This is a genomic window from Acidibrevibacterium fodinaquatile, assembly GCF_003352165.1.
Classification (GTDB): Bacteria; Pseudomonadota; Alphaproteobacteria; order Acetobacterales; family Acetobacteraceae; genus Acidibrevibacterium; species Acidibrevibacterium fodinaquatile.
The window spans coordinates 126,954-149,518 of record NZ_CP029176.1; the positions used below are offsets into that span (position 1 = coordinate 126,954).

A 22,565-nucleotide genomic window follows, 5' to 3' on the forward strand; every position below is an offset into this window, starting at 1 on the left:
CCCTTCGGGACAAAAGTTTTTTGGTTCTTTTTTTCAAAAAAGAACATTTTTTCCCGTTTTTTACCTATCCCCGAACACCTCGCGAAACGCTGCCGCGAGCGCCGCGTCCGCGGCCGCCATGTCGGCCTCGACGCCGAGCGCAGCGAGGCTGGTGACGCCGTGTTCGGCGATCCCGCAAGGCACGATGCCGCCGAAATGGCTGAGATCGGGGGCGATATTGAGGGCGATGCCGTGCCAGCTCACGAAGCGCGTGACGCGCACGCCGAGGGCGGCGATTTTCGCCTCACCCCCGGCGCCGTCCGCCACCCAGATGCCAATTCTCCCCGCCCGCCGCTCACCCCGGACGCCGAGGCGGGCGAGCGCCCGGATCAGCCATTCCTCGAGCCCGTGGACGAAGGCGCGGATGTCGCGCGCGCGAACCGCGCCGTGCTGGCGGGTGAGGTCGAGCATGACATAGGCGATGCGCTGGCCGGGCCCGTGATAGGTCCATTGTCCGCCGCGCCCGGCGTGATAGGTCGGAAATCGCGACGCATCGCGCAGATCCTCGGCCCGCGCCGAAGTGCCGGCGGTATAGAGCGGCGGGTGTTCGAGAAGCCAGACCTGCTCGCGCGCCTCACCCGCCCGGATCGCCTTGACGCGCGCCGTCATCGCCGCGAGCGCTGCGGGGTAGGGGGTGAGGCCCGCGGTTTTTACCCATTCGATCTCCGGCATCGGTTCCTTCCGGATTGAACCCAAGGCGATCATCGGCTATATCCCGCCCGCGTGCGGCGCCGAGGCGACGCGCGGGATGCGGTCGTGGCGGAATGGTAGACGCGCAAGCTTGAGGTGCTTGTGGGGGAAACCTCGTGGAAGTTCGAGTCTTCTCGACCGCATAACTCCTCTCTCGTCAGACGCCTTTCTTCGCCACGCCGTTCCGGCCATCCTCATGGCCCGGCGATCCGAAGGAGGGAATGGCGATGGACGAGGATATTCGCAAGGCGGCGCTCGATTACCACCGTCTGCCGCACCCAGGGAAGCTCGCCATCGTCGCGACCAAGCGCATGGCAACGCAGCGCGACCTGGCGCTTGCTTATTCCCCTGGCGTTGCCGCCGCCTGCGAGGCGATCGTCGCTGATGCCAATGCCGCCCATGATCTGACGGCGCGCGGCAATCTCGTTGCCGTCATCTCGAACGGCACCGCGGTGCTTGGCCTTGGCAATATCGGCGCGCTTGCCGGCAAGCCGGTCATGGAGGGCAAGGCGGTTTTGTTCAAGAAATTCGCCGGCATCGATGTCTTCGACATCGAGGTCGATGCCGCCGATCCCGCGCGTTTCTGCGACGTCGTCGCGGCACTCGAGCCGACCTTCGGGGCGATCAATCTCGAGGATATCAAGGCGCCCGAGTGCTTCGAGATCGAGGCCAAACTCCGCGCCCGGATGGGCATTCCGGTGTTTCATGACGACCAGCACGGCACCGCCATCACGGTTGCCGCGGCGATCCGCAACGGGCTGCTTTTGCAGGGAAAATCGCTTTCCGAGGTCAAGCTGGTCACCTCCGGCGCCGGCGCCGCGGCGCTCGCCTGTGTCGATCTTCTGGTCGAGATGGGCTTGCGGGTGGAGAATGTCACGCTCACCGACAAAGACGGCGTGGTCCATGCCGGGCGGGCAGGGATGCTTCCCAACATGGCGCGTTATGCGCAGCGGACCGATGCCAGGCGGCTCGATGAAGTGCTGGCGGGCGCCGATATTTTTCTCGGGCTTTCGGCGCCGCGTGTTTTGCGCCCGGAATGGCTCGCCCATCTTGCGCCCAAGCCGCTCATTCTCGCGCTCGCCAATCCCGAGCCGGAAATCGCCCCCGACGCCGTGCGCGCCGCCCGCCCGGACGCCGTGATCGCGACCGGGCGCAGCGATTATCCCAACCAGGTCAACAACGTTCTCTGCTTTCCCTTCATCTTCCGTGGCGCCCTCGATGTCGGGGCGAGCACGATCAACGAAGCGATGAAGCTCGCGGCAGTGGAAGCGATGGCGGAACTCGCCCGCATTGAGGCGAGCGAGGTGGTGGCGGCGGCTTATGGCGGGGCGGCACCGGTGTTCGGGCCCGATTACATCATCCCGAAACCCTTCGATCCGCGCCTGATCCTGCAAATCGCGCCGGCGGTGGCGCGGGCGGCGATGGCGAGCGGGGTCGCGCGCCGGCCGATCGCCGATTTCGACGCCTATCGCCGCGATCTCGAGCGTTTCGTGTTTCGCTCCGGCCAGCTCATGCGCCCGGTCTTTGAGGCGGCGCGGCAGGCGCCGAAACGTATCGCCTATGCCGAGGGCGAGGATGAGCGGGTGCTGCGCGCGGCGCAGATGGCGCTCGATGAGGGGATCGCGCGGCCGGTGCTGCTTGGCCGGCGTGACATCATCGCAGCTCGGGTGCGCGAGATGGGGCTCAGGATGGATCTTGCCGGCGCGGCGCGGGTGATCGATCCCGAGCGCGACGAGGCGACGATCGCGCCGCTGATCACGCCCTATCAATGCCTGGTCGGGCGGCGCGGCGTGCCGCCGGCGGCGGCGGCGCGCCGGATGCGCAACCGCACCAGCGTCGTTGCCGCCATGCTGCTCGCAACCGGGGCGGTTGATGCCGCGATCGTCGGCGGCTCCGGCGATTGGTGGCAGCACATGAAATATGTCCTCCCGATCATCCCCGCCCGCGCCGAAGTCTCGCGCGTTTATGCGCTCTCCTGCATCATCCTGCCGGCCGGCGCCTTGTTTCTCTGCGACACCCACCTCAATGTCGACCCGAGCGCCGAGCAGATCGCCGAGATGACGGCGCTCGCGGCGCGCGCCGTCGCCGGGTTCGGCCTCACCCCGAAGGCGGCGCTGTTGTCGCATTCCAGTTTCGGCGCCTCGAACACGCCGTCGGCGCGCAAGATGCGGGCGGCGCTGGCGCTGATCCGGGCCCGCACACCAACGCTCGAGATCGATGGCGAGATGCACGCCGACGCCGCCTTGAGCGCTGCCATCCGCGAGCGCGCCGTCCCCGACAGCCGGCTTTCCGGCACCGCCAATCTCCTGGTGATGCCCAATCTCGACGCCGCCAACATCGCCTTCAACCTGCTCAAGGCGGCGGCCGATGGTCTCGTCGTCGGTCCGCTCTTGCTTGGCATGAGCAAGGCCGTGCATGTTCTGGTGCCGAGTGTCACCGCGCGCGGGATCGTCAATATCAGCGCCATCGTCGCCGCCGAGGTCGAGGACGCGGCCAATATGCCGCCGCAATCGACCGGGAAGTGATCCCGGCGCCAAGAGGGAAGGAAACCGTGATTTGAAACCGTTGCGCAAAGCCGTATTGCCGGTTGCCGGTCTTGGCACCCGCTTTCTGCCGGCGACCAAGGCGACCGCCAAGGAAATGCTGCCGGTCGTTGACAAGCCCTTGATCCAATATGCGATCGAGGAGGCGCGCGCCGCCGGCATCGAGCAATTCTGCCTGATCACCGGCCGCGGCAAGACGGCGATCGTCGAGCATTTCGATATCGCCTTCGAACTCGAAGCGGTGTTGCGCGAACGCGGCAAGACCGAGGCCATGGCGCTGCTCGAGGGCACCCAGCTCGAACCCGGCGCCATCGTCACCGTCCGCCAGCAGGAGCCGCTCGGCCTTGGCCATGCGATCTGGTGCGCGCGCGCCTTCATCGGCGAGGATCCCTTCGCGATCCTGCTCCCCGATGACCTCATCCTCGGCGAGACCCCGTGTGTCGCTCAGCTCGCCGCGGTTTATCGTGAGACCGGCGGCAATGTCGTTGCGGTGCAGGACGTGCCGCGCGAACACACCAACCGCTACGGCATCCTCGATATCGGCGCCGATGATGGGCGCTTGGCCGAGGTCAAAGGGCTCGTCGAAAAGCCGGCGCCCGAGGTCGCGCCATCGACGCTCTCGATCATCGGCCGCTATGTGCTGCGCCCCGAGGTCATCGCCCATCTCTCGCGTTTCGAGCGCGGCGCCGGCGGCGAGGTGCAGCTCACCGACGCGATGGCCAAGATGATCGGCAAGCTCCCCTTTCACGGTCTCCGCTTTGAGGGCAAACGCTTCGATTGCGGCGACAAGGTCGGGTTTCTCGAGGCACAGATCGCCTTCGCCCTAAAACGCCCCGAGCTCGCGCCCAAGGTGCGGGAATTCCTCCGCCATTACTGCCCAGCTTGACCGCAACGAGGACATTGACATGCGTTTTTCCCACCGCTTCGACCCGAGCATTCTCCGCGAATACGACATTCGCGGCGTCGTCGGCCAAACCCTGACCGAGGCGGATGCGTTCGCGATCGGGCGGGCGTTCGGCAGCATCGTCGCGCGCGCCGGCGGCAAGCGGGTTGCGGTCGGCTATGACGGGCGGCTGTCTTCGCCGGCGCTGGAAGCCTCCCTCGTCAAAGGGCTCATGGCGAGCGGGATGGCGGTTGCGCGGATCGGGCTCGGCCCGACGCCGATGCTCTATTTCGCCGCAACCACGCTTGCTGCCGACGGCGCGGTGATGGTCACCGGCAGCCACAACCCGGCCGATTACAACGGCTTTAAGATGATGCTCGGGAAAAAACCGTTTTTCGGGCAGGCGATCCGCGCGCTCGGCGACATGGCGGCCGCCGGCGACGTCGTTCCCGAAAGCACCGGTAGTGAGGCGGACGAGGATATCCGCGCGGCCTATGTCGCGCGCCTTCTCGCCGATTACGACGGCGGCGATCGGGCCCTCACCGTGGTCTGGGATCCCGGCAACGGCGCCGCCGGCGCGGTGCTCGATCGCCTCGTCGCCGGCCTGCCGGGCACGCATACCATCATCAATGGGGCGGTGGACGGGCGTTTCCCGGCCCATCACCCCGACCCGACGGTGCCCGCCAATCTCCGCCAGCTCATCGCCGCGGTGCGGGAAAAAGGCGCTGACCTCGGCATCGCCTTCGACGGCGACGCCGATCGCATCGGCATCGTCGACGACCAAGGGGAAATCCTGTTCGGCGACCAGATCATGGTGCTGCTCGCGCGCGACGTGCTGCGCACGCGGCCGGGCGCCACCATCATCGCCGATGTCAAGGCGAGCCAGGTGCTGTTTGACGAGATTACCCGCGCCGGCGGCAAGCCGCTGATGTGGAAAACCGGCCATAGCCTGATCAAGGCCAAGATGGCGGAAACCGGGGCGCCGCTCGCCGGCGAGATGTCGGGCCATATTTTCTTCGCCGATCGCTGGTACGGGTTTGACGATGCGCTCTATGCCGCGGTGCGCCTGCTCGGCATCGCAGCACGCCTGAGCGGCCGGGTGTCGGACGCCCGCACCGCTCTCCCGGCTCTCCGTTCGACGCCGGAACTGCGCTTCGATTGCGCGGAGAGCCGCAAATTCGCGGTGATCGCCGAGGTCGCGGCGCGTCTCCGCGAAGCCGGCGCCCGCGTGAACGACACCGATGGCGTGCGGGTGCAAACCGAGGATGGTTGGTGGCTGCTCCGCGCCTCCAACACCCAGGCGGTGCTGGTTGCGCGCGCCGAGGCGAAAGACGAGGCCGGGCTCGATCGCCTCAAGGCCGCGATCGCCGACCAGCTCGCGCAATCCGGCCTCGCCGCCCCGGATTTCTCGGGAAGCAACGCCGGGCATTAACGCTCGGGGTGGCGCGGTCAGCCCGAGGGGCGATAGCCTTGGGCGATGACGTAAAGCTCCGCCGACTCCGCCCGGCTCGCCGGCGGCTTGGCGTGGCGGACGCTGCGGAAGGCGCGCTTCATCGGCATCAGCAAGTCCCGTTCGGTGCCGCCCTGAAACACCTTGGCGACGAAGGCGCCGCCGGGGGCGAGCACCTCGCGCGCGAAGGCGAGCGCCTGCTCGGCAAGCGCGATGATGCGCAGATGATCGGTCGCGGCGTGGCCGGTGGTGTTCGGCGCCATGTCGGACAGCACGAGATCGGCGGGGCCGCCGAGCGCTGCGGCAAGCCGCGCCGGCATCGCGGGGTCTGTGACATCCCCGGCGATCAGCGTCACGCCTTCGATCGGCGCGATCGGCAGGAGATCGAGCGCCACCACATGCGCCGCGCCGCGCCGCACCGCGACCTGCGCCCAACCGCCCGGCGCCGCGCCGAGATCGACGACCCGCGCCCCTGGCGTGAGGAGATGAAACCGCTCATCGAGCTCGATCAGCTTGAACGCCGCGCGTGATCGCCAGCCCTCGCGCTGCGCCGCCTGCACGTATGGGTCATTGAGCTGGCGGGCCAGCCAGCGCTGCGAGGCAACGCTCCGCCCGCGCGCCGTGCGCAAGACGACGCTTTCGGCGCGCGGCGTGCCCTTGGCGGGAAAGCGCGGCGGGCGGCTCATGCGCCGGCTGTGGTCCGGCCACGCCCGGCGCGCGCCCCGCGCCGCTGCGGCGCGCGCGGATCGTTTCGCATCAGACGGAGCAGGATCCCCTCGCGCAGGCCGCGATCGGCGATCACCACCCGGCTGGTCGGCCATAAGCGCCGGATGGCAGCAAAAACGGCGCAGCCTGGCAGCACGAAATCGGCGCGCTCCGGCCCGATACAGGGATGGGCGGCAAGGCCCTCGCGGCCCAAGCCGCGCAGCGTCGCCAGCGCCGCCTCGCACGCGGCGCCCGAGAGCACGGCGCCATCGATCCGCGGCCGCTGATAGCGCGGCAAGCCGAGCGCAACCCCGGCGAGCGTGGTCGCGGTGCCGCTGGTGCCGAGCAATTGCACGCCGCCTTGGGCGATTTCCTTGGCGATACAATGAACCTGCTCGAACCCTTGCAGCCGGCTGGCAATTTCGTCGACGGCGGCCTGAAAGCCGGCTTGGGTGAAGGAGGCCGGGCCAAACCGCTCCGCTATCGTTACAACACCATAGGGGATCGAGACATAGCCGACCATCTCCGGCCGCGCGCCCAACCCCGCGCCCTCGGCGGGCAAGCGTACCCAGGCGATCTCGGTCGAGCCGCCGCCGATATCGAACAGCAGAACCCGCCGCCCGCCGCGCGCCAAGAGCGACGCGCAGCTTTCCAGCGCCAGCTCCGCTTCCTCGCGGGTCGAGATGACGTCGATCGCGAGCCCGGTTTCGCGCCGCACCTCGGCAAGAAAGGCGGCGCCGTTGCGCGCCCGCCGACAGGCTTCGGTCGCAACCGCCCGCAGCCCGCGGAGATTGCGCCGGGCCAGCCGCGCGGCGCACACTCTGAGGGCGGCGAGCGCCCGCGTCATCGCCTCCGGACAGAGATCGCCGGAATGATCGAGCCCCTCGCCGAGGCGCACGATCCGGCTATAGCTATCGACGACGCGAAACCCGCCCTGAGCGGGGGCGGCGACCAGGAGGCGGCAATTATTGGTGCCGAGGTCAAGGGCGGCGTAGGCATGGCCTGTCCCCCGCGGCCCGCCAGCGTCTGGCGGCGAGAAGGAGGCGGGAAAGCGTGCGGGCGGGGCCATGGCGTGATAACGAACTCACCAAAATCCTATCATCTCCCCGGCAGGGGCCGAGAGCAAGCGCGTTGTGCGCCACTTGCATTATGATGCCGTCCTCGCCACTCTCCGGCAAAGCCGTTTGACGCGGCGAAAACACCCCGGAGAGGGGCGTGAGAGGGGGCGGCGCGGCCGAGATGGGGGCGGACGGGGCTTGCGGCAATGCCACAGGGTGGTTCGTCGATCGCCATGAGCGCGAAGGGCGCGGCGAGCGGATCGCCTTCATCGACCCCTGGCGCCGCCTGACCTATGGCGCGTTGCAGGACCAGGCGGCGCGTTTCGCCGGCGCCCTCCTTGCCGCCGGCCTCCGCCGCGAGCAACGGATCGCGCTCATCCTGCGCGATAGCTGCGCCTTTCCGGTCGCGTTCTGGGGGGCGCTCCGCGCCGGCATCGTGCCGGTGCCGCTCAACACCTTGCTGCCGCCGGCGCTGCTCGCCGCCCTCGTCGCCGATTGCCGCGCCGGGCTCGTGCTGATCTCGGCGCCGCTTTATCCCGCCCTCGCCCCGGCGCTTGCGGCGCTCACGCCGCAGCCCACCATCGTGATCGCCGAGGAGGACGCCGAAAGCCTCCCCGCCGGCCAGAGAAGCCTCTCGGACTTTCTCGCTAGCGCGGCGCCGGCGCCGCTGGTCGCGACCTCGCCGGACGAGGTCGCGTTCTGGCTCTACTCCTCGGGCTCGACCAGCACGCCGAAGGGAACCCGGCACGTCCATGCCAGCCTTCGCGCCACCTACGAGACCTATGGCCGCCAGGTGCTCGGCATCGCCCCGGATGATGTGATGTTTTCCGCGGCCAAACTGTTTTTCGCCTATGGGCTCGGCAACGCGATGACGTTCCCGATGGCGGTCGGCGCGGCCGCCGTTTTGCTGCCAGACCGCCCGACGCCAGAGCGCGTGTTCGCGGTGATGCAGCGCTATCAGCCGAGCCTGTTCGGCGGCGTGCCGACGCTTTACGCGGCCCTCCTCGCCCATCCCGCGCTCAGCCATGGCGCCGGATCAGCGCGGCTCCGGCGGGCGATCTCGGCCGGCGAACCCTTGCCCGAGCCGATCGGGCGGGCATGGCGGCAACGCGTCGGCGTCGATATCCTGGACGGCATCGGCTCGACCGAGATGCTGCATATTTTTCTCTCCAACCGCCCCGACGATATCCGCTATGGCAGCACCGGGCGCGCCGTTCCCGGCTATGATCTCAAGCTGGTTGACGAGCAGGACCGCGAATTGGCCGGGGTTGCCGAGGGTGAGTTGCTGGTCCGCGGTGCCAGCGCCGCCGACGGCTACTGGAACCAGCGCGAAAAAAGCCGCCGCACCTTCCTCGGCGAATGGACCCGCACCGGCGACACCTATGCCCGCGATGCCGAGGGCTATTACCATTACCGCGGCCGCGCCGACGACATGATGAAGGTGAGCGGCATCTGGGTGAGCCCGTTCGAAGTCGAGGCCGCCTTGGTCGAGCATCCCGCCATTCTCGAAGCGGCGGTGGTTGGGCATGAAGACGCGGACGGCCTGACCAAGCCGCGCGCTTTCGTCGTGCTCAAGGAGGGGGTCACCGTCTCGCCCGACCTCATCGCCGCCCTCCAGACATTGGTGAAGGAACGCGCCGGGCCGTGGAAATACCCCCGCTGGATCGAAATCGTCGCGGACTTGCCGAAAACCGCGACCGGCAAGATCCAGCGTTTTAAGCTGCGCGATCTGCGGTGAGCAGCGAGGCCGAATTTTTCACCCTCGATCTCGGCGGCATCGCGCTGGAGGCGGCGCGCTGGGGGCGGGGCGCGCCGGAGATCGTGCTGCTGCATGAGGGGTTGGGCTCGGTCGGTCTATGGCGGGATTTTCCCGCCCGCCTCGCGGCCGCGACCGGGCGCGGCGTCTTCGCCTATTCCCGCGCCGGCTATGGCCACTCCGCCAGCATCCCCCTGCCACGCCCGCTTTCTTACATGCATGACGAGGCGCGCGAGACCTTGCCACGCATCCTCGCGCAAGAAGCGGCGCGGCGGGTGATCCTGCTCGGCCATTCCGATGGCGCCTCGATCGCCGCGATCCATGCCGGCGCTGCCGCCGGCGGGACAACCGCGATCGCCGGCCTCGTCCTGATCGCGCCGCATTTCTTCGTCGAAGACATCTCGCTCGCCAGCATCGCCGCGGCGCGCGAGGCCTATCGCGCGGGCGATCTCCGCCGGCGTCTCGCCCGCCACCATCGCGACGTCGATGCCGCTTTTCGCGGCTGGAACGAGGCCTGGCTCGATCCCGGCTTTCGCGACTGGCGGATCGATGATGTCTTGCCGGCGATCGCAGCCCCGGTGCTGCTGATCCAGGGCGAGGCCGACGAATATGGCACGATGGCGCAAATCCGGCTCGCCGAAGCCAAGCTCCCACGGCCGCCGCGGGTCGTGATCGTCCCCGCGGCCGGCCATTCGCCGCACCTCTCGCACCCCGAGCGGGTGATCGCGGCGATCGGCGCGTTCGTCGCGGCAGCCTTGACGTCAGACGAATGAGGCTGCCGCGCGCCCCTCAAGCGAAGGCGTAAGCATCCATCGCCAGGCCATAATCGGTGCTGTGATGCCAGCGTTCGCCGATCACACCCGGCGAGCCGGCGCCGAGGGCGGCGAAAAACGGCAGGAAATGCTCATCCGTCGGGTGGTTCTCGGCGCTGTGGGGCGCCTCCTCGCGATAGGCGAGCAGGGCCGGGACGTCGCCGGCCGCGATCTTATCGCCGATCCAGGCGAGAAACGGCGCGGTAAACGGCAGCTCCGTCTCCGCCGCCCCGCCGCCCCGCATCAGGCCGAAGGCGGCGCGGAGATTATGGGTGAAGCTGCCTGAGCCGAGGATCAAGACGCCCTCGTCGCGCAGCGGCCGCAACGCCTCCCCGAGCCGGTAATGATGGGCGGGATCGGCCGCCGGCTGCACCGAAATCTGCGCGATCGGGATATCGGCCTTGGGATACATGAGGAGCGCCGGGATCCAACTGCCGTGATCGAGGCCGCGCTCGGCATCCTCTGCGACCGCAAAGCCGGCGGCGCGGAGCCGTGCCGCGGCCGCGCGCGCGATCTCCGGCGCGCCCGGCGCCGGGTAGCGAAGCGCGTAAAGCGCCGGCGGGAAGCCGCCGAAATCATGGATCGTCTCGGGCTCTGCCGCGGTCCCGACCATAACGCGCGGCGCTGTCCAATGGGCGGTGACGACGAGGATCGCCCGCGGCCGGCCGAGGCGGGGGCCGAGTTCGCGGAGGAAATGATGCGCAGGGTTCGGCGTGATCGCGATCATCGGCGAGCCGTGCGAGACGAATAAGGCAGGAAACCGGTCCATTTTACCCCCGAAGCATTTTCCTCGCATATTCTTCCGCCGTGCATCGATTGCAAGAGCGCCGCGCCGGGTTTCCCGCGGGTGATGAGTTCGCGTATGGAAAGCCCATGGCGGTGATCCGGGTCGAGGGGCTGAGCAAACGCTATGGCGCGGTTACGGCGGTCGCGGGGATCAGTTTCACCGTCGCCGCCGGCGAGATCGTGGCGCTGCTTGGCGGCAATGGCGCCGGCAAGACGACGACGCTCGCGATGCTGCTCGGCCTCGTCCTCCCGAGCGCCGGGCGGATCGAAATCCTCGGCAACGACATGGCGCGCGACCGGTTCGCGGCGCTGGCGCGGATGAATTTCGCCTCGCCCTATGTCGCCTTGCCGGCGCGGCTGTCGGTTGCGGAAAATCTCCGCGTCTATGGCCATCTTTACGGCGTTGCCGGGCTCGAGCGGCGGATCCGCGATCTTGCCGGCGAACTCGATCTCCTCGCCGTTCTCGATCGCCCGGCGGGGACGCTGTCTTCCGGCCAGAAGACGCGGCTCGCGCTCGCCAAGGCGCTGATCAATCGCCCTTCGGTGCTGTTGCTCGACGAGCCGACGGCGAGCCTCGATCCCGACACCGCCGACCGGCTGCGCGCTTGGCTTGCCGCCTATCGCGCGGCGAGCGGCTGCGCGATCTTGCTCGCCTCGCACAACATGGCGGAAGTCGAACGCCTCGCCGATCAGGTGCTGATCCTCCGGCGCGGGGCGATCATCGCCCGTGGCAACCCGGCGGCGCTGCGGCGCGAGTTCGGGCATGAGACGCTGGAGGCGGTGTTCCTCGCGATCGCCCGCGGCGAGCGGCGAGAAGCATGAGCGCCGGCGCGGCCGCGCGGCGCGTTTGGGCGCTGGTCTATCGCCATCTTGCGCTCTATCGCCGCTCCTGGCCGCGCCTTCTCGATTTCGCCTATGGCCCGGTGTTGCAATTGCTGATCTGGGGCTTCACGGCGCGGTTTCTCGCCGGGCATGGCGGCGCGATCGCCGCGGTCGCCGGGCTGCTCATCGCCGGCGTGCTGCTGTGGGAGGCGGCACTCGCCAGCCAGCTCGGGTTTTCGGTCAGTTTTCTCGAGGAAATCTGGTCGCGCAATCTCGGCCATCTGCTGATCAGCCCGCTGCGGCCATGGGAATTGATCGCCGCTTTGGTTGTGATGTCGGTGCTGCGCCTGCTCGTCGGCATGGCGCCGGCGATTCTGCTCGCCGTCTTGCTCTACGCGTTCGATATCTTCGCGGTGGGACCCATCGTCGTGTTGCTGTTTTGCAATCTCGCGATGATGGGCTGGTGGGTCGCGCTCGGCATCGTCGCCTTCATCCTCCGCCATGGCGCCGGCGCCGAGGCGCTGGTATGGACGATCATGTTCGGCTTGACGCCGCTTTCGGCGGTGTTCTACCCGGTCTCGGCGCTGCCGGCGGGGCTGCGGCCGCTCGCCTTGGCGCTGCCGTCTGCGCATGTGTTCGAAGGGCTGCGGGCGATCCTCGCTGGCGGCGGCGGGGGCTTTGATCTCGCCTCTGCCTTCGGCCTCAACCTCGCCTGGTTCGCGGCGATGGCGTTTTTGTTTCGGCGCGAGCTGGCCGCCGCCCGCCGCAGCGGCGCGCTGGTCTCGCTCGGCGAATGAGGATGCGGAGAGCGGGTTTGGCAAACACATGAAACCGGTTCGCTTCTGGCTGCTCCGCCACGCTTTGGTCGAGGCGCGGGCGCGGGCGGTGCTGTATGGCGCGCGGGACGTGGCGCTCTGCCCGCTCGCGCTTGCCGCCGAGCGCGCGCAGTATGAGCGCCTCGCCGCCCGCCTGCCGCGGCCGGCGCGCTGGCTGATCTCGCCCTTGTCGCGCACCCGCGAGACGGCGCGGGCGATTTTCGCCGCCGGCTACCCCGAGCAGACGCTGACCGTGGAACCCGCCTTGATCGAGCAGGCGCTCGGCGCCTGGGAAGGGCTGCCGCAGCACGAGGTCGCAGCGCTCTTCGCCCGCCGGCCCGATCAGTTCTGGCCGCTGCCGGCGGCAACCCGCCCGCCGGGCGGCGAAAGCATGGCCGATGTCGTCGCGCGGGTTGGGGTCTGCCTCACTCGGCTGGCGGCGGACCATGGCGGCGAGGATGTGATCGCGGTCGCGCATGGCGGGGTGATCCGCGCCGCCCTCGCGCATGTGCTTGGCATCGCCGCCGAGCAGGCGCAAAACATCTCGGTCGCCAATCTCTCCCTCACCCGCTTTGAATGGCACCGCGAGGGGTGGTGGATCGGCGGCGTCAACGAGGGGCCGGGTTGAGCTTGCCAACGCCCCGAACCAATATCAAGATTGCCCGCCAATGACCTGGAGAAGAACCATGTTGCGTTATTTGCTCGCGGCTCTCCTGACCCTGGCTCCGGCCCTTGCGTGGGCGCAGAGCGAACAGCAAACCCTGGTCGATCGGGCGACGCTTTCTGTCCAGGAAATGTTGAGCGGCGCCAATACCGGCGATCGCGTCTGGGCGATGCAGCGGGCGCGGGCGGTGATGGTCTGCCCGCGGGTCTTTCGCGCGAGCTTCATCATCGGCGGCGCCGGCGGCGATTGCGTGCTGGCGGCGCGCGACGGCAATGGCTCGTGGTCGTCGCCGGCCTTCTTTCAGCTCAGCACGGCGAGTTTCGGGCTCCAAGCGGGGATCCAAGATAGCGAGATCCTGATCACCATCCTGACCGAGAAAGGGTTGAACGCGGTGATGGATAGCCGCTTTAAGCTCGGCGGCGATGCTTCGGTCGCGTTCGCGCAGATGGGCGCCGGCGTCGAGGGCGCAACCACGGCGGCACTGCGCGCCGACATTCTCGCGTTTTCGCAATCGAGCGGGCTCTATGCCGGGATTTCGCTCAATGGCAGCCTGCTCGCCGCGAAATCGGAGTGGGATCGCGCCTATTACGGCCAGGATATCGGCGCGCGCGAAATCGTCGTCGATATGAAGGTGAGTAACCCGGGCGCCGATCCGCTCCGCGCCATCCTCGCGAAATATGGCGCTGCCGCCTCAGCGCCGGCGGCCAATGCGGCGCTGCCGAGCCCGCCGGCTTCCTCCGAGGCGCCGGCGCCCGCGAGCCCGCCGGCCGCGCCCGGCGCGCCGCAATCGCTCTCGCCAGTGCAGAGCCAGGATCTCGCGCCGCCCAAGAATTGACCGGCGCATTGACGCCGGCCGCCGCCCCCGCGATCATTGCCGGGTGCGCGACGAATTTTGGAAAACCAAGCGGCTCGAGGAGATGAGCGGCGAGGAGTGGGAGCGGCTATGCGATGGCTGCGGCCGCTGCTGTCTGCATAAATTGCGCGACGAAGACAGCGACGAAGTCCTTTTCACCAACGTCGCTTGTCGGTTGCTCGACACCAGCTCCTGCCGCTGTTCCGATTATGCCCATCGTCGGCGGCGCGTCCCCGATTGCGAGCAGCTCACCCCGGCTTCGGTGCGCGCGATCGACTGGCTGCCGCCGAGCTGCGCCTATCGCCGTCTTGCCGAGGGCAAGACGCTGCTATGGTGGCATCCGCTGGTCTCGGGGCACGCCGAAACCGTGCATGAAGCGGGGATTTCCGTGCGCGGACGCTGCGTTGACGAGCGCGCCGCCGGGCCACTCGACCATCATATCGTGACCTGGCCCGGCGAAATCCCGCGTCGCCGGGCGCCGATCAAGGAGACATCATGAAGAACGCGCTTTTTGGCGGCGTCAATGTCGCCGTGCTGACGCCGATGGGTGCCGATCTCGCGCCCGATCTCGATCGCATGGCGGCGCATTGCCGCTGGCTGCTCGCCCATGGCGCGAGCGGGCTCGGCATTCTCGGCACCACCGGCGAGGCAAACAGCCTCGGGATCAGCGAGCGCATCGCCCTGATGGAGGGGATCGTCGCGCGCGGGATCGCGCCCGCGTGCCTGCTGCCGGGGCTCGGCACCACCGCGATCACCGATACCGTCTTGTTGCTCCGCCGTGCCGCCGCGCTTGGCTGCCGCGGCGCGCTGTTGCTGCCGCCGTTCTTTTACAAGAACCCGAGCGAGGATGGCTTGTTCGCCTATTTCAGCGAGGTCATCGACCGTGCGCTGGGGCGCGCCGGCGCCGCGCTTGCGATCTATCTCTATCATTTCCCGGCGCAATCGGCGGTGCCGTTCACGGTTCCATTCATCGCCCGGCTGCGCGCCGCCTTTCCCGGCGTCATCCGTGGGATCAAGGACAGCAGTGGCGATTTCGCCAATACCCGCGCCTATGTCGAGGCGTTCGCGGCCGAGGGCTTCGAGGTCTATTGCGGCGATGATGGTGCGCTGCATGATCTGCTCGCCATCGGTGGCGCTGGCAGCATCAGCGCTGCGTCCAACGTCTCGAGCGCGCTCAATGCCGAGGTCGTCGCCCATGCCGGCACGGCGCGCGCGGCGGCGGCGCAGGCGCGGCTTTCGGCGATCAGGAAGGCGGTGACCGCGGCGCCGCTGATCCCCGGCCTCAAATCCCTTGTCGCACGCCATACCGGGGATGCCGCCTGGACCCATATTCGGCCGCCGCATCTGCCGCTCTCGCCGGCCGAGGCGGCGAAACTGTTCGCGGCGTTCGATGCCTGCGGCTTCGCGCTACCGGCCGCCGCCTAACCCATCGCTTCCTCCCCCGGGCAGTGCCTGCGGCACTGCCCAACGGAGAAAAGTTTTTTTGGTTCTTTTTTTTCAAAAAAAGAACGTTTTTTTACCTCTTTTTCCCTTCTTCCCGACAAAAATCGAAATCGCAACCTTCATCGGCTTGCAGCACGTGGTGGTGATAGAGCCAGGCGTACCCCCGTGCCGGCGCTGGCGTGGGCGATGTCCAGGCGGCTTGGCGGCTTCTGAGTTCGGCATCGTCCACCAGGAGATCGATCCGGCGGGCTTCGGCATCGAGGCGGATGCGGTCGCCCGTGCGCACGAGGCCGAGCGGGCCGCCGATCGCGGCTTCCGGCGTGATGTGAAGGACGATGGTGCCGAAGGCGGTGCCACTCATCCGCGCGTCCGAGAGGCGCAGCATGTCCTTGACGCCGGCGCGGGCGAGCTTGCGCGGGATTGGGATATAGCCGGCTTCTGGCATCCCCGGCGCGCCGACTGGCCCGGCGTTTTGGAGGACGAGGACATCGTCGGGCGTGACGTCGAGCGCGGGATCGTCGAGCCGCGCCTCCATATCGGCGAGCGACGTAAACACCACTGCCCGACCTTCATGGGAAAGGAGCGAAGGCGTCGCCGCCGAACGTTTGAGGAGCGCGCCGCGCGGGGCGAGGTTGCCGCGCAGCACCGCGAGCCCGCCGCCGACGCTGATCGGGTTGGCGCGCGGGCGGATCACCGCCTGGCCGGGCACGATCTCGGCGGCGTCGAGTGCGGCGCGGAGCGGGGCGCCGGTGACGGTTTGCGTTTCGAGCTCGAGAAACGGCGCGAGTTCGCGAAGCAGCGCGGGCACGCCGCCGGCCCAGTGGAAATGCTCCATATAGTGCTGGCCGCTCGGCTTGAGATCGATCAGCACCGGCACCTCGCGGCCGATGCGATCGAATGCCTCGAGATCGACGGGGAGGCCGAGGCGCCCGGCGATGGCGGTGGCATGGATCAGGGCGTTGGTCGACCCGCCGATCGCCTGCAAGACGGTGAAGGCGTTGCGGAACGCGGCCTCGGTCATCACTTCGCTCGGGCGCGGGCCGTTTTGGGCAAGCCGCACCGCCGCGCGCCCGGCTTCCTCGGCGGCGCGCAAGCGATCGGCATGGGTTGCCGGGATGGTCGCGCTTCCCGGCAGCGCCATGCCGAGGGCTTCGGTCATGCAGGCGATGGTGCTCGCCGTCCCCATCACCATGCAGGTGCCGAAGGTGGGGGCGAGGCGGGAATTCACCGCCTCGATCTCGGCCGCGTCCATCTCGCCAGCGCGAAAGCGGCCCCAGAGGCGGCGGCAATCGGTGCAGGCGCCGAGCACCTCGCCGCGATGATGCCCGACCAGCATCGGCCCGACCGGCAGCACGACGGCGGGGAGATCGACACTGGCGGCGGCCATCAACTGCGCCGGGATGGTTTTGTCGCAACCGCCAATCAGGACGGCGGCGTCGATCGGCTGGGCGCGCAGCATCTCCTCGGTATCGAGCGCCATCAGGTTGCGGAGAAACATGCTGGTGGGGTGGGCGAAGGATTCGTGGATGGAGATGGTCGGAAACGCCATCGGCAGGCCGCCTTCGAGCATCACGCCGCGTTTGACGGCGGTGATCAGCGCCGGGACGTTGCCGTGGCAGGGGTTGAAATCGCTCGCGGTATCGGTGATGCCGATGATCGGGCGGGCGAGGGCGTCGTCGGAAAATCCCATCGCCTTGATGAAGGCCTTGCGCAGGAACAGCGAGAATTCCGCATCGCCATAGCTGGTCAGCCCTTTTTTCATCCCCAACGCCATTTTTCTCTCCTCCGCCGCCCTTTGCCGCAGCGAGGACCATGCCGCGCCGCGTCTGATTTGTCATGCCGCGACCCTCACAGGGCGAGCGTGAGCTGTTGCGCTGGCTTCCTTTCGGGATGCGGGGAGAAGGCGGAACAATCGAGTTCGGCGCGGTGCGGCGCAAACCCGTATTTGCGCGAAGCCGCCGCAAAGCGCTGGGCGAGAAGATCGGCATAGGCGCCGCTGCCGCGAAAACGGCGATGAAACGCCGCCTCGTTGAGCTTGCCGGCGCGGGTTTCGCGGATCAGGCTCAACACATGCCGCGCCCGCTCAGGCCGGTGGGCGACGAGCCAGGCGGCAAAAAGTTCGCGCAATTCATGCGGCAGCCGCAGCACGACATAGCCGGCATGCGATGCCCCGGCCCCGGCGGCGGCGGCGAGGATGCGCTCGAGTTCGGCGTCATTGAGGCCGGGGATCATCGGCGCCGCAAGCACGCCCGCCGGGACACCGGCTTGCGCGAGCGCCGCGAGCGCGTGAAGGCGCCGCGCCGGGCTTGCCGCGCGCGGCTCCATGGCGCGGGCGAGCTTGGGATCGAGGGTGGTGATCGAAAGATGCACCCTGACCAGCCGTTTCGCCGCGAGCGCTTGCAGGAGATCGAGATCGCGCAGCATGCCGGCCGATTTGCTGACGATCGCGACCGGATGCGAAAATCGCAGCATCGCCTCGAGAATGGCGCGGGTAAGCGCGAGCCGCCGCTCCAGAGGCTGATAGGGATCGGTATTGCTTCCGAGCACGATCGGGCGCGCGACATAGCCGGGGCGCTGCCACTCGCGCACGAGAAGCCGCGCGATATCGGGCTTGAAGACGATCTTGCTCTCGAAATCGAGGCCGGGCGAGAAGCCGAGATAGGCATGGCTCGGGCGCGCGAAACAATAGACGCAGCCATGCTCGCAGCCGCGATAGGGATTGACGCTGCGATCGAACCCGAGATCGGGGCTTTCGTTCCAACTGATCGCCGAGCGGCTGGCATCGCGGATCAGGGTGGTTGGGAGCGGCGGCGGTGCCCCCGCCTGCGCCGCGAGCGTGCCCCAGCCGTCATCAAAGGCCTCCGCGTGCTGGGTCTCAAAGCGTACCGGCGGATTATGGGTCGCGCCACGGCCGCGTGGCAGCGGCGAGGTGCGGGGATCGGGTTTCGCCTCCATGCGCGCTCCTTGCGGCGGCGGATGCCGCGGTGATTGAAGTTCCTATTTTGTTCGATTAGCCAGCATGACCTCGCGCGGCGCGATCGTCAAGAACAAAATAGAGACATTTTCCGGGTTGCCACCCTCGGGGGGCGCTTATATCGTCTGACCCCGAGGACACATATGCGGCGCATGGAGGGGGAAATGACCGAGCGAGCCGGTAAAACCGCGATCGTCATTGGCGCCGGGATCGGCGGGCTTGCCGCCGCGGCGGCGCTGGCCCCGCATTTCGCCGAAATCCTGGTTTTGGAGCGTGATCACCCGCCCCCCGGCGCGGGCGCGCGAAGCGGCGTGCCGCATGGTGATCAGGCGCATGTCCTGCTTCTCGGCGGGCAGCTTGCGTTGGCCGAGCTGCTGCCCGGGTTCGAGGCCGATCTCGCCGCCGCCGGCGCCGTTCCGCTGCGCCAAAGCGCCGACAGCTACATGGATTTCCCCCGGCTCGGGCGGTTGCCGCCGTTCGATATCGGCATCAATTTCTATGCCGCCTCGCGGCCGCTGATCGAGGCGGTGGTGCGGCGGCGTGTCGCCGCCTTGGCTCCTGTGACGATCCGCGAGGGGGTGCGCGTCGCGGCGCTGGTGACGACGCCGGATGGCAGCGCGGTGATCGGCGTGCGGCATGCCGGCGCAGACGGCGCGCCGGAGACGCTGATCGCCGATCTCGTCATCGATGCCGCCGGACGCAATGGCACGTTGAGCCGAACGATGCTGGCCGATACCGGCCATGCCCCGCTCGCGGTGACCGAAATCGGCATGGAGGTTGCCTATACGACCGGCATTTTCATACCCGCCGAGGATGCGGCGCGGGATTGGAAATACGCTTATGTGCTCGCCGGACCGCCGGCGGAGACGCGATCGGGGCTGATCCTGCCGATCGAGGGGGGGCGCTGGCTGGTCACCATGGTTGGCCGCTTCGGCGAGCGCCCGCCCGCCGATCCCGCGGGATTTCTCGAATTCGCGCGTGGGCTCAGAACCTCGGTGCTTTATGAGGCGCTGAAAGCCGCGGCGCCGCTCGGCAAGTTCACCCGCTTCATCACGCCCGGGAATACTTGGCGGCATTTCGAGCGCCTCGCGGCGCCGCCGCGTGGCTGGCTGCCGATCGGCGATACGATCTGCGATCTTAACCCGGTTTATGGCCAAGGCATGGCGGTCGCGGCGCAGGAAGCGGTTTTGCTGCGCCGGCTTCTGGATGAGGGCGGCGATCTCGCGGCGCTGCCGGCGGCCTATCTCGCCAGGCTCGCGGCGATCATCACGCCGGCCTGGTCGGCGGTGCTGAGCGATCTCGGCTTTGCCGAGACCATCGGCGAGCGGCCGCCTGATTTCGCCGAGCGTCTGCGCTTTGCCGCCGCCGTCGCGGTCGTCGCGGCGCGCGAGCCGGAGATGCGGCGCCTCTGGACCGAGGTGACCAATCTTCAGAAGCCGCCCAGCGTGTTCCAGGCGCCGGCATTTCGCGCCCGGATCGGCGCGGTGATGGCGGAGATGGCGGCGCGCGCGTGAGTGGCCGCGCGCCCCTTTTCCAGGGCACGCTCGCGATCGTCATTCCGGTGCTGAATGAAGCGCCGCGTCTGCCGGCAACGCTCGCGGCCCTGGCGGCGGAGGCGGCGGCGGAGATCGTCGTCGTCGATGGCGGCAGCGATGATGACAGTGTCGCCGTCGCGCGCGGCGCCGGGGCGCGGGTGATCTTCGCCGCGCGCGGGCGGGGGGCGCAGCTCGCCGCCGGGGTCGCGGCGACGGCGGCGCCCTGGCTCTTGCTGCTCCATGCCGATACCGTGCTCGCCCCGGGCTGGGGCGCGGTGGTGGCGCGCTTCATCGCCGAGCCCGAAGCCGGGGCGCGCGCCGGCTATTTCCGTTTCGCTCTCGCCGAGCGCGCGCCCTGGGCGCGGCGGCTCGCGCGCGTCGTCGCCTGGCGGGCGCGGGTGCTCGGCCTGCCCTATGGCGATCAGGGCTTGGTGATCTCGCGCGCGTTGCTCGAGCGCAGGGGCGGCATCGCGGCGTTGCCGCTGATGGAGGATGTCGATCTCGTCCGCCGCCTCGGGCGTCGCCGGCTCGTTCCGCTCGCGGCCGATGCCGTTACCTCGGCGGCGCGATATGGGCGCGGCTGGCGGCGACGGAGTTTTCGCAATCTCGTCTGTCTCGGGCTTTATTATCTCGGCGTCAAACCCGCGCGGCTCGCGGGGCTTTATTACGGCGGCGGGTGATGGCGGAGACGGTGCTGATTTTCGCCCGCGCCCCGCGGCTCGGGACGGTCAAACGCCGGCTCGCCGCCGGGATCGGGGCGCGGGAAGCGCTCCGCTTTCATCGCGCCATGCTGTTTTCGCTCGCCCGCCGGCTGCGTGCTGACCGGCGGGTGCGGCCGATCGCCGTGATCACCCCCGATCACGCGCGTGTCCCGGGCCTACCGCTGCCCCTGATCGGCCAGGGCGCGGGCGATCTCGGGGCGCGGATGGCGCGGGCGCTGGCGCGTTTTCCCCGCCGGCGGGTCTATATCGTCGGCTGCGATATCCCCGGGATCGGCCCTGCCGATATCCTGGCTGCGCGGCGCGCGCTCGGGCGGGCGGAGGCGGTGTTCGGCCCGGCCGCGGATGGCGGCTATTGGCTGGTCGGGCTCGGCCCGCGCCGCCCGGCGCGGCTTTTTGCCGGGGTGCGCTGGTCGACGCCGGACGCACTCGCCGATACTTTGGCGAACTTCATCGGCCGGCGCGTCGCCTTCCTGTCCTGCCGCCGCGATATCGACACGGTTGAGGATCTATGGGCACAGTCGATGAAACCACCGTCGCGGTCTCCCGCGTTTCCGGCCGCGGTCTCCGGCGCCCGTGGCTCGCGCCAAAGCTCTGGCTGCACCAAGCGCGATTTTGGCTCGGCGCGATCGCGGTCGCCCTGATCGTCGTCGTTTTTTCGCAAGCCTCCGACCACGCGCAAGCGGTCTTCCAGATGACCCTTGGGCGATGGGGGCCTTATACGCCGTTTCTGCTCTCGCCCGCCGGGCTCACGCTTGCGGTTTGGCTGACCCGGCGGTTTTTCCCCGGCGCCCAGGGAAGCGGCATTCCGCAGGTGATCGCGGCCCTGCACATCAGCGATCAGCGCGCGATTTCGGCGCTGCTTTCGGCGCGGATCGCGGTCGGCAAGGTGCTGCTGACCCTGCTCGGCCTTGGGGTCGGCGCCTCGATCGGGCGTGAAGGGCCGTGCGTTCAGCTCGGCGCCTCGATCATGGACGTGCTCGGCCGCTTCGATACCCATGCGCGGCCGCGGCCGCATCTGCGCCGCGCCTTCGTGCTCGCCGGCGGTGCGGCTGGGGTTGCGGCCGCGTTCAACACGCCGCTCGCCGGCATCGTGTTCGCGATCGAAGAATTGAGCCATTCCTTCGAGACGCGCGCCAGCGGCACGACGCTGACGGCGGTGATCCTCGGCGGCATCACGACGCTGGCTTTGGTCGGCAACTACACCTATTTCGGCGTGACCTCGGTTTCGCTCGCGGTCGGGCCGGGCTGGCTCGCGGTGCTGGTGTGCAGCCTCGCGGGGGGGCTCGCCGGTGGCCTGTTCAGCGCGATTTTGGTGCGCGCGAGCCGTGGCTTGCCTGGTCTCGCCGGCCGGCTGGTGATCGGCCATCCGTTCGCGTTCGCCGCCCTTTGCGGCTTTTTGCTCGCCGCCCTCGGCTGGCTTTCAGACGGCACCACCTATGGCACCGGCTATGCCCAGGCCCGCCATCTCGTGGAAGGTTCAGCGCATGTCCCGTGGGATTTCCCGTTTCTCAAGCTCGCGGCAACGGTGGTTTCCTATCTCAGCGGCATTCCCGGCGGGATTTTCGCGCCTTCGCTCGCGGTCGGCGCTGGCATCGGCAAATTGCTCGCCCCCCTGGTGCCCGGCGCGCCGGCGGCGGCGATGGTGCTGCTCGGCATGGTCGGCTATTTCGCCGGCGTCGTGCAGGCGCCGATCACCGCTGCGGTGATCGTCATGGAAATGACCGATAATCAGACGATGACGGTGCCGCTGCTGGCGACCGCGATGCTCGCCTTCGCGGTCTCGCGCAGTTTCTGCCGCCGCCCGCTTTATGGCGCGCTCGCCGAGCGCTTCCTCATCGCCTTGGCCCGCCGCCCAAGCTGAAAGTTTTTTTGGTTCTTTTTTTTACAAAAAAAGAACGATTCTTTCCTGCGACCTCGCCGTCATACCAGCCAGCCGAAAGAATGACACGTCGCTTGAAGACGGTTGGCTGGTATCTTTTTGATGTTGCACGCAGCCGCCACACCAACCCTGCGCG

21 protein-coding genes and 1 tRNA gene are annotated in these 22,565 nt (G+C 68.5%); 16 read left to right on the top strand and 6 right to left on the bottom strand.

The features are described from left to right. Positions 1-60: 60 nt before the first annotated feature. Positions 61-711, bottom strand: coding sequence for a lipoyl(octanoyl) transferase LipB (gene lipB / locus DEF76_RS00535; RefSeq protein ID WP_114910653.1), 651 nt, complete (start codon positions 709-711; stop codon positions 61-63). A gap of 78 nt (positions 712-789) precedes the next feature. Between lipB and DEF76_RS00540 the strand changes: the two genes are divergently transcribed. From DEF76_RS00540 to pgmG, 4 genes are all read left to right on the top strand, one after another. Beyond that, a tRNA-Leu gene (locus DEF76_RS00540) sits at positions 790-872 on the top strand. 84 nt (positions 873-956) lie between these two features. After that, a complete protein-coding gene (locus tag DEF76_RS00545; protein ID WP_114913566.1) occupies positions 957-3,254 on the top strand; it encodes an NADP-dependent malic enzyme in 2,298 nt (765 codons plus the stop codon). Positions 3,255-3,285: 31 nt separating this feature from the next. Further along, positions 3,286-4,158: a UTP--glucose-1-phosphate uridylyltransferase gene (locus DEF76_RS00550; protein WP_240319067.1), complete on the top strand. Its 873-nt coding sequence runs from the start codon at positions 3,286-3,288 to the stop codon at positions 4,156-4,158. Between the two features lie 19 nt (positions 4,159-4,177). Continuing rightward, a complete protein-coding gene (pgmG, locus tag DEF76_RS00555; RefSeq protein WP_114910655.1) occupies positions 4,178-5,587 on the top strand; it encodes a phosphoglucomutase/phosphomannomutase PgmG in 1,410 nt (469 codons plus the stop codon). A gap of 17 nt (positions 5,588-5,604) precedes the next feature. Here the strand turns inward: pgmG and DEF76_RS00560 are convergent, their stop codons facing one another. Both DEF76_RS00560 and DEF76_RS00565 read right to left on the bottom strand, forming a co-directional pair. After that, complete coding sequence (locus DEF76_RS00560) at positions 5,605-6,291, bottom strand: RlmE family RNA methyltransferase (protein WP_114910656.1); 687 nt, start codon at positions 6,289-6,291, stop codon at positions 5,605-5,607. Continuing rightward, complete coding sequence (locus DEF76_RS00565; protein ID WP_114910657.1) at positions 6,288-7,379, bottom strand: Ppx/GppA phosphatase family protein; 1,092 nt, start codon at positions 7,377-7,379, stop codon at positions 6,288-6,290. Before DEF76_RS00565 ends, DEF76_RS00560 begins: the two co-directional genes overlap by 4 nt. A 146-nt stretch (positions 7,380-7,525) precedes the next feature. Here DEF76_RS00565 and DEF76_RS00570 point away from each other — a divergent pair, with 146 nt between their 5' ends. Then, a complete protein-coding gene (locus DEF76_RS00570; protein WP_240319068.1) occupies positions 7,526-9,106 on the top strand; it encodes a benzoate-CoA ligase family protein in 1,581 nt (526 codons plus the stop codon). Then, complete coding sequence (locus tag DEF76_RS00575; RefSeq protein ID WP_114910658.1) at positions 9,103-9,897, top strand: alpha/beta fold hydrolase; 795 nt, start codon at positions 9,103-9,105, stop codon at positions 9,895-9,897. Before DEF76_RS00570 ends, DEF76_RS00575 begins: the two co-directional genes overlap by 4 nt. Before the next feature lie 16 nt (positions 9,898-9,913). Here the strand turns inward: DEF76_RS00575 and DEF76_RS00580 are convergent, their stop codons facing one another. Beyond that, the gene (locus DEF76_RS00580) at positions 9,914-10,705 is read right to left on the bottom strand and encodes a DODA-type extradiol aromatic ring-opening family dioxygenase (protein WP_114910659.1); all 792 of its coding nucleotides are present in this window, start codon (positions 10,703-10,705) and stop codon (positions 9,914-9,916) included. A gap of 104 nt (positions 10,706-10,809) precedes the next feature. Here DEF76_RS00580 and DEF76_RS00585 point away from each other — a divergent pair, with 104 nt between their 5' ends. Genes DEF76_RS00585 through DEF76_RS00610 form a run of 6 tightly spaced genes read left to right on the top strand, consistent with a single transcriptional unit; the run spans position 10,810 to position 15,301 of the window. Continuing rightward, positions 10,810-11,544 carry an ABC transporter ATP-binding protein gene (locus DEF76_RS00585; protein ID WP_114913568.1) on the top strand — a complete coding sequence of 245 codons (735 nt, stop codon included), beginning with the start codon at positions 10,810-10,812 and terminating at the stop codon, positions 11,542-11,544. Continuing rightward, a complete protein-coding gene (locus DEF76_RS00590; protein WP_114910660.1) occupies positions 11,541-12,341 on the top strand; it encodes an ABC transporter permease in 801 nt (266 codons plus the stop codon). The genes DEF76_RS00585 and DEF76_RS00590 overlap by 4 nt, the downstream gene beginning before the upstream one ends. 28 nt (positions 12,342-12,369) lie before the next feature. Then, positions 12,370-12,987 (top strand): histidine phosphatase family protein, encoded by a 618-nt coding sequence (locus DEF76_RS00595; protein ID WP_114910661.1) that lies wholly within the window; start codon positions 12,370-12,372, stop codon positions 12,985-12,987. Between the two features lie 58 nt (positions 12,988-13,045). Further along, positions 13,046-13,858: a lipid-binding SYLF domain-containing protein gene (locus tag DEF76_RS00600; protein WP_240319069.1), complete on the top strand. Its 813-nt coding sequence runs from the start codon at positions 13,046-13,048 to the stop codon at positions 13,856-13,858. Positions 13,859-13,901: 43 nt separating this feature from the next. Then, positions 13,902-14,375 carry a YcgN family cysteine cluster protein gene (locus DEF76_RS00605; RefSeq protein WP_205216232.1) on the top strand — a complete coding sequence of 158 codons (474 nt, stop codon included), beginning with the start codon at positions 13,902-13,904 and terminating at the stop codon, positions 14,373-14,375. Then, the gene (locus tag DEF76_RS00610; RefSeq protein WP_114910664.1) at positions 14,372-15,301 is read left to right on the top strand and encodes a dihydrodipicolinate synthase family protein; all 930 of its coding nucleotides are present in this window, start codon (positions 14,372-14,374) and stop codon (positions 15,299-15,301) included. The genes DEF76_RS00605 and DEF76_RS00610 overlap by 4 nt, the downstream gene beginning before the upstream one ends. A 91-nt stretch (positions 15,302-15,392) precedes the next feature. On the opposite strand, the gene DEF76_RS00615 is transcribed toward DEF76_RS00610, so the two are convergent. Both DEF76_RS00615 and DEF76_RS00620 read right to left on the bottom strand, forming a co-directional pair. Further along, a complete protein-coding gene (locus DEF76_RS00615) occupies positions 15,393-17,093 on the bottom strand; it encodes an IlvD/Edd family dehydratase (RefSeq protein ID WP_114910665.1) in 1,701 nt (566 codons plus the stop codon). 74 nt (positions 17,094-17,167) lie between these two features. Continuing rightward, entirely contained in the window at positions 17,168-18,274 is a 1,107-nt protein-coding gene (locus DEF76_RS00620) for a PA0069 family radical SAM protein (RefSeq protein WP_114910666.1), read from the bottom strand. A gap of 183 nt (positions 18,275-18,457) precedes the next feature. On the opposite strand from DEF76_RS00620, the gene DEF76_RS00625 reads away from it, so the two are divergent. Genes DEF76_RS00625 through DEF76_RS00640 form a run of 4 tightly spaced genes read left to right on the top strand, consistent with a single transcriptional unit; the run spans position 18,458 to position 22,411 of the window. After that, the gene (locus DEF76_RS00625; protein WP_162800411.1) at positions 18,458-19,807 is read left to right on the top strand and encodes an NAD(P)-binding protein; all 1,350 of its coding nucleotides are present in this window, start codon (positions 18,458-18,460) and stop codon (positions 19,805-19,807) included. After that, entirely contained in the window at positions 19,804-20,508 is a 705-nt protein-coding gene (locus DEF76_RS00630) for a TIGR04283 family arsenosugar biosynthesis glycosyltransferase (RefSeq protein WP_114910668.1), read from the top strand. The genes DEF76_RS00625 and DEF76_RS00630 overlap by 4 nt, the downstream gene beginning before the upstream one ends. Further along, a complete protein-coding gene (locus DEF76_RS19795) occupies positions 20,508-21,191 on the top strand; it encodes a TIGR04282 family arsenosugar biosynthesis glycosyltransferase (RefSeq protein ID WP_114913569.1) in 684 nt (227 codons plus the stop codon). The genes DEF76_RS00630 and DEF76_RS19795 overlap by 1 nt, the downstream gene beginning before the upstream one ends. Continuing rightward, positions 21,191-22,411, top strand: coding sequence for a chloride channel protein (locus DEF76_RS00640; protein WP_408842862.1), 1,221 nt, complete (start codon positions 21,191-21,193; stop codon positions 22,409-22,411). Before DEF76_RS19795 ends, DEF76_RS00640 begins: the two co-directional genes overlap by 1 nt. The last annotated feature ends 154 nt before the right edge of the window (positions 22,412-22,565 follow it).

Excerpts from the sequence above, each read along its gene's own strand:
- lipB (WP_114910653.1), bottom strand. The coding sequence starts at position 711 with ATGCCGGAGATCGAATGGGTAAAAACCGCGGGCCTCACCCCCTACCCC.
- DEF76_RS00545 (WP_114913566.1), top strand. The coding sequence starts at position 957 with ATGGACGAGGATATTCGCAAGGCGGCGCTCGATTACCACCGTCTGCCG.
- pgmG (WP_114910655.1), top strand. The coding sequence starts at position 4,178 with ATGCGTTTTTCCCACCGCTTCGACCCGAGCATTCTCCGCGAATACGAC.
- DEF76_RS00560 (WP_114910656.1), bottom strand. The coding sequence starts at position 6,291 with ATGAGCCGCCCGCCGCGCTTTCCCGCCAAGGGCACGCCGCGCGCCGAA.
- DEF76_RS00565 (WP_114910657.1), bottom strand. The coding sequence starts at position 7,379 with ATGGCCCCGCCCGCACGCTTTCCCGCCTCCTTCTCGCCGCCAGACGCT.
- DEF76_RS00580 (WP_114910659.1), bottom strand. The coding sequence starts at position 10,705 with ATGGACCGGTTTCCTGCCTTATTCGTCTCGCACGGCTCGCCGATGATC.
- DEF76_RS00585 (WP_114913568.1), top strand. The coding sequence starts at position 10,810 with ATGGCGGTGATCCGGGTCGAGGGGCTGAGCAAACGCTATGGCGCGGTT.
- DEF76_RS00590 (WP_114910660.1), top strand. The coding sequence starts at position 11,541 with ATGAGCGCCGGCGCGGCCGCGCGGCGCGTTTGGGCGCTGGTCTATCGC.
- DEF76_RS00595 (WP_114910661.1), top strand. The coding sequence starts at position 12,370 with ATGAAACCGGTTCGCTTCTGGCTGCTCCGCCACGCTTTGGTCGAGGCG.
- DEF76_RS00600 (WP_240319069.1), top strand. The coding sequence starts at position 13,046 with ATGTTGCGTTATTTGCTCGCGGCTCTCCTGACCCTGGCTCCGGCCCTT.
- DEF76_RS00610 (WP_114910664.1), top strand. The coding sequence starts at position 14,372 with ATGAAGAACGCGCTTTTTGGCGGCGTCAATGTCGCCGTGCTGACGCCG.
- DEF76_RS00615 (WP_114910665.1), bottom strand. The coding sequence starts at position 17,093 with ATGGCGTTGGGGATGAAAAAAGGGCTGACCAGCTATGGCGATGCGGAA.
- DEF76_RS00620 (WP_114910666.1), bottom strand. The coding sequence starts at position 18,274 with ATGGAGGCGAAACCCGATCCCCGCACCTCGCCGCTGCCACGCGGCCGT.
- DEF76_RS00625 (WP_162800411.1), top strand. The coding sequence starts at position 18,458 with ATGACCGAGCGAGCCGGTAAAACCGCGATCGTCATTGGCGCCGGGATC.
- DEF76_RS19795 (WP_114913569.1), top strand. The coding sequence starts at position 20,508 with ATGGCGGAGACGGTGCTGATTTTCGCCCGCGCCCCGCGGCTCGGGACG.